The organism is Pantoea sp. LMR881, from assembly GCF_027157825.1.
GTDB lineage: Bacteria > Pseudomonadota > Gammaproteobacteria > Enterobacterales > Enterobacteriaceae > Pantoea > Pantoea haifensis.
This window is the reverse complement of the sequence record NZ_JAPVOK010000002.1, coordinates 2,572,533-2,585,894: the sequence shown is the minus strand read 5'-3', so window position 1 is coordinate 2,585,894 and position 13,362 is coordinate 2,572,533. Positions and strand designations below refer to the sequence as shown.

Below are 13,362 nucleotides of genomic sequence, written 5' to 3'. Positions count from 1 at the left end.
GATGGGCGTATTATAACCAACTAAATTAGTCAACTATTGAGCAATCGACATGATCCGAATTACTGATTCTGCCCAAGAGCACTTCTCAAAACTGCTATCCAAACAAGAAGATGGCACCCAGATTCGCGTATTCGTGATTAACCCGGGTACGCCAACTGCCGAGTGTGGTGTTTCGTATTGCCCACCCGATGCCGTTGAAGCCACAGATACTGAACTGAAATTTGAAAAATTGTCCGCTTACGTTGATGAACTGAGCGCGCCCTATCTCGAAGACGCTGAGATCGACTTCGTCACGGATAACCTTGGCTCACAACTTACGCTGAAAGCACCCAATGCCAAAATGCGTAAAGTTTCTGACGATGCGCCCATGGTTGAGCGCGTAGAGTATCTGCTACAGGCGCAAATCAACCCACAGCTGGCGGGCCACGGTGGTCGCGTCTCGCTGATGGAAATCACCGATGACGGTTACGCGATCCTGCAATTTGGCGGCGGTTGCAACGGCTGTTCAATGATCGATGTGACACTCAAAGATGGCATCGAAAAAGAGCTGCTGGCTGCCTTCCCGGAACTGAAAGGCGTGCGTGATCTGACTGAACATCAGCGTGGCGAGCACTCTTATTACTGATAATTAAGCGCGACAGGTTAGCTGTCGCGCTTTTCCTTTCAGCCCGCTTTACGACGCTGGCTTACGGTTTTCAGCAGTTTATTCACTTCTTTATCCGCAAAAATTTCCTCCAGCGATTGTGCCAGCTTACGGCGCCAGTTTGGGTATTCATTGGTTGTGCCCGGCACGTTGACCGGTTCGGTCATGCCTAACCAGTCTTCCGGCTGTAAGCCAAGTAATGCGCTGTTGGTATCGGCCAGAAAGCGATGAATGGCCTGATTAAGCTGCGGTGACATTGCTAACGTTTCGGCTCGTTTCGCACTACGCGCCGGCAACGCGCCAGCCTGCTGTAACGCCTCCAGTAGAGCCTGTTTTTGTGCGGCCCGCTGCTGTTGCAGCGACTGCATCACCGCTTTATCAGGATAGAGGCCGATCTTCTCACCTAATAACAAATCGCCCTCGCCCCAAAAACCGTTGAGTGTTGGCAGATCGTGCGTACTGGCGCTGGCAATTGACTGACGTGGATATTCATCTGGCGAGCGGTACTCTCCATTCTGCTGTTGCTCAAACCACAGCACTTTCCATGAAAAAATCCCGCTGTCACGCAGCATACTGATGATCTCTTTCGGCACCGTGCCAAGATCTTCGCCAATCACCATACAGCGATGACGTTGGCTTTCCAGCGCCAGAATGCCCAGCAGATCGTCTACCGGATAGGCCACATATGCGCCTTTATCAGCGGTTTCCCCGGCAGGCACCCACCAGAGTCGCAGCAGCGACATAACATGGTCGATGCGCAATGCGCCGCAGTCGCGCATATTTGCGCGCAGCATATCGATGAAGGGTTGATAGCCTCGTGCCTGCATAACATGGGGATCCATGGGCGGTAATCCCCAGTTTTGCCCGAGCGGGCCCAGTCGATCCGGTGGCGCACCCACGGAGGCCTTGAGGCGATAGAGTTCGGGATCGTGCCAGGTTTCGGCGCTGCCTTCAGCCACACCAACGGCCAGATCGCGATACAGCCCCACGCTCATGCCTGATGCCTGACTGGCTTGCCAGCAGCGTGAAAATTGTTGTTGCGCCAGCCATTGCAACCACTGCCAAAAGGCGATCTCGTCTTCGTGCTGTTTACACCACTGCTGCACCTCAGGAAGCTGGCTGTTGCGCCACGCTTCAGGCCAGACCGGCCAGCCCCAGTGTTCTGCATTATCCGCGCGCCGCGCGGCCTGAATGCCATCATAAGCCGCCTGATAACGCAGGCTGTCGCCGCCCTCACTGACAAAGGCGGCGAAGGCCCGCTTATCCTCATTCTCTTCATTGTGCAGCTGAAACTCTGCCCACGCATAACGTAACGCCGCGAGCTTCAGCGCCATTACCGTTTCGTAATCGACAAAATCACTCTCACGCGCTTTAGCGAGCGCACGCTGGGTTTTGGCGCTTTTCCACCACTTTTGTGCCGCTGCACTTTGCTGAAAATCCGCAACCTGCGACACGTCTATGTAGATGATATTAAGCCAGCGCCGGGACGAAGGACTGTATGGACTGGCGAAACCTGCGCTGGCTGGATAGAGTGCATGCAAAGGATTAAGGCCAACAAAGTCACCGCCGCGTAGCGCCAGCTGTTCCAGCAACTGTTGCAAATCGCCAAAATCGCCGATGCCCCAGTTGTTAGCTGAGCGCACGGTGTACAACTGCACCAGTGCTCCCCACCGCTTTTCACCTTCGCGCAGCGCGGGCGGCAGATAGCAGCGGCGCGGCGTAACAATAATTCGCGTCAGCCATTGCTGCCTGCCTTTGCTGAGCGTTAACTGGTGATATCCCTGCCCGAGCGGTGTGGGCAGCGTAAACAGCTCGCCGCCCTGTAATTCCCCTTCAAAAACCGCGCCTTTCTCACTGCGCAACTGCCAGTGAAACACGCCACGACCTTGTGCAGTAAGCTGGCGTTTGGCATTACCACTGAATACCGCAACCGGCGGCAAAGGCGTTTTTTTGTTACTGCCGGGATTATCCATCACCGCCAGTAGTGCACGCTTGGTTTCATCACTGATCGCCTCGGTTTCACCGTTGACGTTGATATGCGTTAACGAAATACCGGCAGCGCGTGCTGCCTTATCGAGTGAATTCTCTTTCATGCCGCTCCTTAACGTTTGGCTTACCAGCCTTGGTGTGGCGTCATCGGTTGAGGGGAACGACTCCAGCCTAAAGCCGTTTAAACGCGGTCACCTCAGCAACGCCTTAAGTTAAGACGGCATTAAGAAAAAAATCGACTGGCAGGGAAAAAATGGCACAAAACAGTGGGCTTACCGGTTAAGCAGGATCCGGGCAGAAGAGGATCACTCCCTGCCCGTAAAATCAGGGTACGGTATTTGAAGTCAGCCGGAATTTTTTCAAAACGGAAGAGTATGAATTTACGCTGGTAGCAAGACGCCAGCGTTAACACGCTGGCGCAGACTGTTAGCAAAGTTCGAGATGGACGTCGTGCTGTTCAATCACTTTCATTACGCTCGCAGGCGGCGTCTGGTCAGTATAGAGATAGTCGAGCAGGCTCATGTTACCGAGGTTAACCATGGCGTTACGACCAAACTTAGAGTGATCGACCACCAGCATCACGCAGCGTGAGTTTTCAATAATCGCACGCTTGGTGCGCACTTCGTGATAATCGAACTCGAGCAATGAGCCATCCATATCAATACCACTGATACCGAGAATGCCGTAATCGAGTCGGAACTGAGAGATAAAGTCGAGTGTGGCTTCGCCCATGACAGCGCCGTCGCGGGTCCGCACTTCACCACCTGCGATGATGACCCGAAAATCGGGTTTGCCCATTAACAGCATCGCCACGTTGAGATTGTTCGTGACCACGCGCAGATCGTTATGATTAAGCAACGCATGCGCCACGGCTTCGGGTGTGGTGCCAATGTCGATAAACAGCGTTGCGCCATCCGGGATTTGACTGGCGACACGTTGGGCAATACGCGCTTTTTCCGCTGACCACATCATCTTACGATCTTGCCAGGCCGTGTTTTCCGAACTGGATGGCAGTGCCGCACCGCCGTGGTGACGCTGAATTTTATTCTGATCGGCAAGGTCGTTCAGATCGCGACGAATGGTTTGCGGGCTAACTTCGAAGTGATCCACCAGCTCTTCGGTACTGACATATCCCTGACGCCGGACCAGATCGATAATGGCGTCATGACGTTGCGTCTGCTTCACATTACTCTCCTGTTTGCGGCCCGTGACCGCGTATACTTTTTCCTGCGGCTAATGGCGTTTCACTTTGCGCGTGTCAACAAAGGCCATTGCTAATCCCACCACTAAGCCGGTTACGTGCGCGGCATTGGCGATCGCCAAACCAAACGCACCAAACCAGCCAATCACCAGCCAGACGATGGCAAAACCGATTAAGCCACGTTCAAGATAAATGCCGCTATCGGGATCGCGCTCGCCACGCAACCAGCAATATCCCATCAGGGCATAAACCACACCTGACAAACCACCAAACCAGATACCGCTAAATTTGGCTTGCATCCAGCCGCTCAGTAGCGCGGAAATCAACATGATGACAAATAATTTGCCACTGCCAATCCGCCTCTCCACGGCACCGCCGAGATACCACCACCACATCAGATTGAATAAAATATGCAGCAGCGAAAAATGCAGTAAGGCATGGCTGAACCAGCGCCACACTTCAGGATATTGATCCGGGTCTGCCGGCCAGGCCAGCCAGTAGAGTACGGTGCGGTCACCTGCCACCTGCATCACAATAAACACCGCGATGCAGAGTCCCATTATCGTCATGGTGAGGGGGCCTACGCGTTCCCGAATGTTCGCCCAGAAATGCGTGCGTTCATAGCGCAAGCCGCTATCGGTTTTGCCGCTATGCCAGCTGGCAGCCTGATAACGTGGGTGATTAGGGTCGCGGACGAATTGTTGAAGTTCGTTTTCGACCATAGAAAGTTTACTTTCATCATCTAACAGGATGACGTAATGACTTTCATGCTCAATACGCAGCGTAACGCCACGCGTTGCCATATAGTCGACGAACGCCTGCGCCATGCGGGGATGGTTGAACTGGGTAATGCGCATCATACGTAACTCTCCATGTGACGACGGGCTTTTTAGACGCTGCCGTTGGCGACCTGCAGCGGGAAGGCGGCGCGCCAGGCATCAAAACCGCCATCAATGCTGTAAGCCGCTGAGAATCCCTGACTTAACAGATACTGCGCTGCGCTTTTACTGCTGTTGCCGTGATAGCACATCACCAGCACGGGCAATGTCTGATCGGCGCTGGCAATAAACTCATTGAGATTGCTATTTGACAGGTGCAGCGCGCCTGTTGCATGCCCAAGGGAAAAACTTTGTGGATCGCGGATATCCACCAGCAGCGCGCCTTGTGTCAGGTGCTCCTGAGCCTGCTGGACATTAATACATTCGAAGGTTTCCATGGTGTCTCTCATTGCTGTGTCACATTTATTGCCTAGTGTAACCCGAGAATCAGCGCCAATAACCTGACAATCATTGCGGGTTTGTATTTTTTTCACTCACAGAATGTTAGCTGTATCACGCAAAAATGTTTTTAACGGGTTAAATGCTGGCATCAATGTTGGTTTGCGATTATTATTATGCTCGAAAACGAACATAAATGAACTATTCCGAACATCGGAGGAGATGACGTGGAAACCAAAGACCTGATCGTGATCGGCGGCGGCATCAACGGTGCCGGCATTGCAGCAGATGCTGCAGGACGCGGACTGTCGGTGCTAATGCTGGAGGCGCGGGACCTGGCTTGCGCGACCTCTTCTGCCAGTTCAAAACTGATTCACGGCGGCCTGCGCTACCTTGAACACTATGAATTCCGTCTGGTGAGCGAAGCACTGGCAGAGCGCGAAGTGCTGTTGAAAATGGCACCACACATCGCTTTTCCCATGCGCTTTCGCCTGCCGCACCGCCCACATTTGCGTCCGGCGTGGATGATCCGCACCGGACTGTTTATGTATGATCATTTGGGTAAACGCACCAGTTTACCAGGCAGTAAAGTCTGCGTTTTGGCGCGGATTCGGCCTTGAAACCTGAGATCACGCGCGGATTCGAATATTCTGACTGCTGGGTAGACGATGCGCGCATGGTTGTACTCAATGCTCAGGAAGTGGTGAAACACGGCGGCGAAGTAAGAACGCGCACCCGCGTAAACCGAGCCTGGCGTGAAGGCAACCTGTGGATGGTTGAAGCAGAAGATGTCGACAGCGGTAAAACCTTTACCTGGCGCGCTAAAGGTTTAGTGAACGCAGCGGGTCCGTGGGTGAAGCAGCTGTTTGACGATGGCCTGAAGCTGAAATCGCCTTACGGTATTCGCCTGATTAAAGGCAGCCATATTGTCGTGCCGCGCGTACACCATGAAAAGCAGGCTTATATCCTGCAGAACGAAGATAATCGTATTGTATTCGTGATCCCGTGGATGGATGAGTTCTCCATCATTGGCACCACCGATGTGGAATACAAAGGCGATCCAAAGAACGTTAAAATCGATGACAGCGAGATCGATTATCTGTTGAAGGTTTACAACGGCCATTTCAAGAAGCAGCTGACCTCTGAAGATATCGTCTGGACTTATTCAGGCGTGCGTCCACTGTGCGATGACGAGTCTGATTCACCACAAGCGATTACCCGCGACTATACGCTCGACGTGCGAGACGAAAATGGTCAGGCCCCACTACTGTCGGTGTTTGGCGGTAAGCTGACAACCTATCGCAAGCTGGCTGAGCACGCGATGGAAAAACTGAGTAAGTATTTCCCTCATGCCGGACCGGCATGGACGAAGTCGTGTGTGCTGCCAGGTGGTAACATTTCCGGAACGCGTGAGGATTACGCAGCCAGCCTGCGTCGCCGTTATCCGTTTATCAGTGAACAGATGGCACGTCACTATTCACGGACTTACGGCAGCAACAGTGAATTGCTGCTCGACGGCGCAAAAAGCCTGGCTGATTTAGGGTGAAAACTTTGGCCATGAGTTTTACGAAGCGGAGCTTCGCTACCTGGCTCAAAACGAGTGGGTTCGTGAACTGGATGATGCCATCTGGCGCCGTACAAAACAGGGTATGTGGCTGACTAAAGAACAGCAGGCACGTGTAGCGGAGTGGCTGGCCGCCAAGCCAGCCCTATCACTGGCGTCCTGAGTCAGATCGCCAACTGACGTGGGTTTGTTCGCTGCGCGAACCGGCACGGGGAAGGTTTCGTTCGCTGCGCCAACGGGCGCGGAGAAGGTTTCGTTCGCTGCGCGAACAGGCACGGAGAAGGTTTCGTTCGCTGCGCGAACAGGCACGGAGAAGGTTTCGTTCGCCCGGCAGCCGGGCAGTTTCATTTTCCCCGCTGCAGGCGACCGACAAGGGTTGCTGAGCGGCAACCCTTGACCCGCGCTTCCGGCCTGCCCGCCCGCCGCTGCGCGGTCCCTTCTCTTCTTCACGATTTCTGACGGAACGGCTGAATTCACCCTCCGTGGTTCATTCCAGCCTCTTCGCGGCATCCATGCCGCTCGTCCTGAAATCCCTCATCCGCTCAGCGTGCAGGAAGGCCTCTGCCAAACCCCCCGCTGCACCCGCGGTTTCCTGTTTTCATAACGTCATCGTTATTTGCTCATGCGAAAATCCCTTATCCGCTCAGCGTGCAGGAAGGCTTCTGTCAAACCCCCGCTGCACCCGCAGCTTTCCTGTTTTCATAACGTCATCGTTGTTTGCTCATGCGGAAATCCCTCATCCGCTCAGCGTGCAGGAAGGCCTCTGCCAAACCCCCGCTGCACCCGCGGTTTCCTGTTTTCATAACGTCATCGTTATTTGCTCATGCGAAAATCCCTTATCCGCTCAGCGTGCAGGAAGGCCTCCGACAAACCCCCGCTGCACCCGCAGCTTCCGTTCTTTACAGACTTCATGGCGGTGAGTTTTTGAGTTTAGAGTTTTGAGTTTTGCGTTTCACAATCTCAGACAACACCTTGTTAAGGCATTAATTCAGAAATCACAGGCGGGGGTTGGTGGAGGCATCCGGCGCGCTGAGGAAAGAGCGCAGGCCAGGACGAGACGACAGGACGTCGGCGAGAGGCCGGAACGCGCCAGGGACTGGCAAGTCCGGGCGGTCCGTCAGGCCGCAGCGAGAGACGAAGGTACAGCAGAGGCTGCCGGGCGCGGGGATTGTTAAGGGGCCGCGACGCCCCCTGACACGTCCGCCTGCACGGAGGTGCTGGAAACTGCCGCACGCCTGGCGGGCGGGAACCTGCACGGAGCGTGTTTACCCGCACGCCGGGCGGAACCCGCATAAAGTGTGTTTACCCGCACAGCGGGCGGAACCCGCACAAAGTGTGTTTACCCGCACGGCGGGCGGAACCCGCACAAAGTGTGTTTACCCGCACGGCGGGCGGAACCCGCACAAAGTGTGTTTACCCGCACGGCGGGCGGAACCCGCACAAAGTGTGTTTACCCGCACGGCGTGCAGCCTCCCACGCAGTGGCGACTACAACCTTACTGGTGCGATATTCCAGATTTCATCGGCATACTCCTGAATCGTCCTGTCCGATGAAAAATACCCCATGCCTGCAATATTTAGCGCGGCGCGGCGTTGCCATTCATCAGGCTGACGATAAAGCGCATCGACTTTATCCTGGGTATCGACATAACTGCGGTAATCCGCCAGTAACTGGTAGTGATCGCCGAAGTTCACCAGTGAATCGAATAAATTACGATAGCGGCCCGGATCCTGTGGACTGAAAACGCCAGACGCAATTTGCGTCAGTACCTGATGCAGTTCAGCATCCTCTTCGTAATATTTACGTGGGTTATAACCGTCGCGACGCAGTGCTTCTACTTGCGGCGTGGTATTACCGAAAATAAAGATATTTTCTTCGCCCACATGCTCAAGCATTTCCACGTTAGCCCCGTCCAGCGTACCGATAGTTAATGCGCCATTCAGAGCGAATTTCATATTACTGGTACCCGACGCTTCGGTTCCTGCGGTAGAGATCTGCTCCGAAAGATCGGCGGCAGGAATAATGATCTGTGCCAGACTAACGCTGTAATTGGGAATAAAAACAACTTTCAGCTTGTTCTTGACCTGCGGATCATTATTGATCACCTGAGCAACGTCATTGATCAGATGAATAATATGCTTGGCGACGTAATACGCTGAGGCCGCTTTACCCGCAAAAATATTGACGCGCGGCACCCAATTGGCTCCCGGCTCGGCTTTGATGCGGTTATAGCGGGTGATCACATGCAATACATTTAAGAGCTGACGTTTGTATTCATGAATACGTTTAATTTGTACGTCAAACAGCGCATTCGGATCGAGTACAACATCCAGATTTTTTGCTACCCAGTCTGCCAGCCGACGTTTGTTTTGCAACTTCGCCTCTGCAACTTTCTGAATAAAGGCCGGGTAATCAATTTGCGCTTTGAGCTCGTTTAACTGGCTCAACTCGGTGCGCCAGTTGCGACCAATCTCCTCGTCTAACACGTCGGAAAGTGCCGGGTTCGCCAGTGCTAACCAGCGTCGTGGCGTAACGCCATTGGTTTTATTGCAAAAACGTCCAGGAAACAGGCGAGAGAAATCAGCAAACAGTGACTGCACCATCAAATTAGAGTGCAGTTCTGATACACCATTGACTTTGTGACTCACAACCACCGCCAGCCACGCCATGCGGACCCGACGGCCCTCTTTTTCATCAATAATCGAGATACGTGACAGCAAATCCCAGTCGTCAGGATAATAATCCTGAATCGTTTTGAGGAAAAAGTCGTTGATTTCAAAAATAATGCCGAGATGACGCGGTAAAATTTTCCCCAACATATCAACCGGCCAGGTCTCCAGGGCTTCCGTCATTAAAGTGTGGTTGGTGTAAGAGAACACCTGACAGCACACCTCAAAAGCGTTGTCCCAGGAAAACTTATGTTCATCGATCAGCAAACGCATCAGCTCTGGAATCGCCAGAACCGGGTGCGTATCGTTCAGGTGAATCGCGATTTTGTCAGCCAGGTTGTCCCAGGTTTGATGCATACGCCAGTGGCGATTAAGAATGTCCTGAACCGTAGCGGACACCAGGAAATATTCCTGCCGTAAACGCAGCTCGCGACCTGAATAGGTTGAATCATCAGGATAAAGCACACGAGACACGTTTTCTGAGTGGTTTTTATCTTCAACCGCTGCGAAGTAATCGCCCTGATTGAACTTACCCAGATTGATTTCGTTACTGGCTTGGGCGCCCCACAGCCTCAGCGTGTTGGTGGCATCCGTATCAAAGCCTGGGATGATTTGATCGTAAGCCATCGCCAGGATCTCTTCTGTTTCCAGCCAGCGCACCTTCGATCCTTCATGCTGAATACGTCCACCAAAGCGCACTTTGTAGCGGGTATTGAAACGCTGGAACTCCCAGGGATTACCATACTCAAGCCAGTAATCGGGTGACTCTTTTTGCTCGCCATCAATAATGTTCTGTTTGAACATGCCGTAATCATAGCGAATGCCATAACCGCGCCCTGGCATGCCCAACGTGGCAAGCGAATCCAGGAAGCAGGCTGCCAGACGACCTAAACCGCCATTTCCGAGGCCAGGATCGTTTTCCTCTTCCATCAGTTCGGCAAGATCGAGACCCATTTCGTCCAGCGCCTGATTGAGATCCTCATAAATGCCCATCGCTAATAGTGCATTTCCCAGCGTGCGGCCCATCAGGAATTCCATCGACAGGTAATAAACCTGCCTGACATCCTGTGATAACTGGGCGCGGCTGGAACGCAACCAACGCTCAACCATGCGATCGCGCACCGCCAGCAGCGCGGCGTTGAGCCACTCATGCTTATTGGCGATAGAGGGATCTTTACCAATAGTGAACATCAGCTTGTAAGCAATCGAGTGCTTTAAAGCATCAACCGTCAACGTCGGTGAGGCGTAAGTGAAAGGTGCATTCATATCCAGTTTCCCAATCCGTTACAACAAACGTTGATAAAGATCGCGGTAGGCTTGTGCTGCCACCTGCCAGCTAAAATCCATTCCCATTGCCTGACGCTGAACGTAACGCCAGAGAGAAGGACGAGACCACAAAACAAAAGCACGTCGAATCGCACGTAAAAGCGACCAGGCGTTACTGTCTTCAAAACTGAAGCCGCTGGCGATACCGTCCGCCAGGTTTTCAAGCGAGCTGTCATTCACCGTATCCGCTAAACCGCCGGTGCGGCGTACTAGCGGCAACGTGCCGTACTTCAGCCCGTAAAGCTGCGTCAGGCCACAGGGTTCAAAGCGACTTGGCACCATAATAACGTCTGCACCACCGACAATGCGGTGCGAGAAAGCTTCGTGATAACCGATTTGTACTCCTACGCTTCCTGGATGTTCGGCCGCAGCCGCCAGGAAGCCCTGTTGCAGTTCCGCATCACCCTGTCCCAGCAGTACCAGTTGTCCCCCTGGGCCAGCAAGCCTGGCAACGCTTCAAGCACCAAATCCAGTCCTTTCTGGCGGGTGAGGCGACTGATAACGCAAAAGACCGGGACTTTATCATCCACCTTTAGCCCCATCGCGACCTGAAGTTGACGCTTGTTTTCCGCCTTAGCTTCCAGCGTGTCGCGGTTGTAGCGGGCACTCAGCAGCAGATCGTGCGCCGGGTCCCATATTGAGGGATCCACACCGTTCAGGACACCGCTTAAGCGGCCTTCCAACATGCGCTGCGCCAGCAATGCTTCCATACCGTACCCGAATTCGGCTGAGGTGATCTCATGTGCATAGGTCGGGCTTACTGCAGTGATGTGATCGGCGTAGAACAGCCCGGCTTTCAGGTAGGAGATCTGACCAAAGAACTCCAGCCCGTGCATGTTGAAGAATGCGCTGGGTAACTGGATCTGATCCAGATGATGCGCGGCGAACAAACCTTGATAGGCCAGGTTGTGCACGGTAAACACCGACTTTGCCGGACGTCCACGCGCCTCCATATAAGCGCAGGTCAGCCCCGCGTGCCAGTCGTGTGCATGCACAATGTCTGGCCGCCAGGCAGGATCTAACCCGCATGCCAGTTCGCAGCCCATCCAGCCCAGCAGCGCAAAACGCAGATAGTTATCCACGTAAGCGTACTGTGATTCATCGTGATATGGGCTGCCTGGCCGATCGTATAAACCTGGCGCATCAATGAGATAAATATTAACGCCGTTAAAATGCCCCAGCAGTAAGCGCACAGGACCCGCAAAGGTCTGTAAATCAGCAATCACTTCAGTATCTGGTATACCTTTGCGCAATGCTGGAAACGCGGGGATCACCACCCGCGTATCCGTTCCACCCGCAATTTGTGCTTGAGGTAATGCCCCGACTACATCAGCCAGCCCGCCAGTTTTCAGCAGCGGAAAAAGTTCTGAACAGACATGTAAAACCTGCATCCTCGACCTCATTAAGTTATCAGGCACGATCCGCGTGCCCATTGCGTGTGCCGCTTATCGCCTACTGCCCCGCATTAGCCAATTTGGCCAACATGGCGCGGGTAACCAGTACGATGCCTTCTTCCGAACGGTGAAACCGGCGACTGTCTTCATCAGGGTTTTCGCCAATCACCATCCCTTCTGGCAGCACGCAGGCGCGGTCAACCACACAGCGGCGCAGACGACAGGATCGGCCAACCACCACATCAGGCAGCAGCACGGTAGAATCAATATTGCAAAAGAATTAACGCGCACGCGCGGGAAAAGCACAGAATTCACGACCACCGACCCCGAAATAATGCAGCCGCCAGAAACTAAAGAGTTCATGGTCATGCCGTGACTGCCGGAGCGGTCCTGCACAAATTTAGCAGGCGGTAGCGGTTCCATATGCGTGCGGATTGGCCAGGTGTGGTCATACATATCCAGTTCTGGTGTAACCGAGGCCAGATCAAGATTGGCACGCCAGTAAGCCTCCAGCGTTCCCACATCGCGCCAATAGGGCGTTGCTTTGTCATCGTTTTGCACACAGGAAAGGGCAAACGAATGAGCGTAGCCTTCGCCGCTTGCCACGATTTTTGGCAGGATATCCTTACCAAAATCGTGATTCGAATTGGGTTCCAGCAGGTCTTCTTCTAATAGCTGGTAAAGATAGTCTGCATTAAAGACATAGACGCCCATACTGGCGAGCGACTGAGTATCGTCGCCTGGCATGGTAGGGGGTTTAGGCGGTTTCTCAACGAAATCAACCACCATATTTTCCTCGTTCACCGCCATCACCCCAAAGGCTGTGGCTTCGTGAACCGGAACCGGTAAACAGGCAATGGTGCACTTTACATTTTTATCTACGTGATCCAACAGCATGCGCGAGTAATCCATTTTATAAATATGGTCCCCGGCAAGAATCACGATGTACTGTGCATCATAACGGCGAATAATATCGAGGTTTTGCGTCACCGCATCGGCAGTGCCGCGATACCAGTGCTCAGTAGAGAAACGCTGCTGCGCTGGCAGTAAATCAACAAATTCGTTCATCTCCTCGTTGAAGATCGACCAGCCACGCTGAATATGCTGGGTCAGCGTATGCGATTGATATTGAGTAATGACGCCAATGCGGCGGATGCCGGAGTTCACGCAGTTGGAGAGCGCAAAGTCGATGATACGGAATTTACCGCCAAAGTGTACGGCAGGTTTGGCGCGTTCCGCGGTCAGGTCAACAAGGCGTGTGCCACGTCCTCCGGCAAGGATCAGGGCAACCGTTTGTGTAGGGAGCTGGCGAGCCAGCATCAGATGATCTGTTCTGTCTAATTTAACCATGTCTGACTC

6 protein-coding genes and 3 pseudogenes are annotated in these 13,362 nt (G+C 53.4%); 2 read left to right on the top strand and 7 right to left on the bottom strand.

Going from position 1 to position 13,362, the window contains the following annotated elements; genetic code table 11:
- The first annotated feature begins 49 nt into the window (after positions 1 to 49).
- A complete protein-coding gene (gene nfuA / locus O3W44_RS13915; protein WP_193406036.1) occupies positions 50 to 625 on the top strand; it encodes a Fe-S biogenesis protein NfuA in 576 nt (191 codons plus the stop codon).
- A 38-nt stretch (positions 626 to 663) separates the two neighbouring features.
- On the opposite strand, the gene malQ is transcribed toward nfuA, so the two are convergent.
- The 4 genes from malQ to glpE all read right to left on the bottom strand — a co-directional run bounded on the left by malQ (position 664) and on the right by glpE (position 5,049).
- A complete protein-coding gene (malQ, locus tag O3W44_RS13910) occupies positions 664 to 2,736 on the bottom strand; it encodes a 4-alpha-glucanotransferase (RefSeq protein ID WP_269293530.1) in 2,073 nt (690 codons plus the stop codon).
- 322 nt (positions 2,737 to 3,058) lie between these two features.
- Positions 3,059 to 3,817, bottom strand: coding sequence for a DeoR/GlpR family transcriptional regulator (locus O3W44_RS13905; protein WP_269293529.1), 759 nt, complete (start codon positions 3,815 to 3,817; stop codon positions 3,059 to 3,061).
- Between the two features lie 48 nt (positions 3,818 to 3,865).
- Positions 3,866 to 4,690, bottom strand: a complete 825-nt coding sequence (glpG, locus tag O3W44_RS13900; protein WP_269294443.1) for a rhomboid family intramembrane serine protease GlpG — start codon at positions 4,688 to 4,690, stop codon at positions 3,866 to 3,868.
- A gap of 32 nt (positions 4,691 to 4,722) precedes the next feature.
- Positions 4,723 to 5,049: a thiosulfate sulfurtransferase GlpE gene (gene glpE / locus O3W44_RS13895; RefSeq protein ID WP_269293528.1), complete on the bottom strand. Its 327-nt coding sequence runs from the start codon at positions 5,047 to 5,049 to the stop codon at positions 4,723 to 4,725.
- A 228-nt stretch (positions 5,050 to 5,277) separates the two neighbouring features.
- On the opposite strand from glpE, the pseudogene glpD reads away from it, so the two are divergent.
- Positions 5,278 to 6,777, top strand: a pseudogene (gene glpD, locus O3W44_RS13890) (glycerol-3-phosphate dehydrogenase).
- A 1,324-nt stretch (positions 6,778 to 8,101) separates the two neighbouring features.
- Here glpD and glgP read toward each other — a convergent pair.
- The 3 genes and pseudogenes from glgP to glgC all read right to left on the bottom strand — a co-directional run bounded on the left by glgP (position 8,102) and on the right by glgC (position 13,353).
- On the bottom strand, positions 8,102 to 10,549 hold the full coding sequence (gene glgP / locus O3W44_RS13885) for a glycogen phosphorylase (protein WP_269293527.1): 2,448 nt from the start codon (positions 10,547 to 10,549) through the stop codon (positions 8,102 to 8,104).
- 18 nt (positions 10,550 to 10,567) lie between these two features.
- Positions 10,568 to 12,000 (bottom strand): annotated as a pseudogene (gene glgA, locus O3W44_RS13880) (glycogen synthase GlgA).
- Positions 12,001 to 12,061: 61 nt separating this feature from the next.
- A pseudogene (gene glgC, locus O3W44_RS13875) lies at positions 12,062 to 13,353 on the bottom strand (glucose-1-phosphate adenylyltransferase).
- Positions 13,354 to 13,362 lie beyond the last annotated feature (9 nt).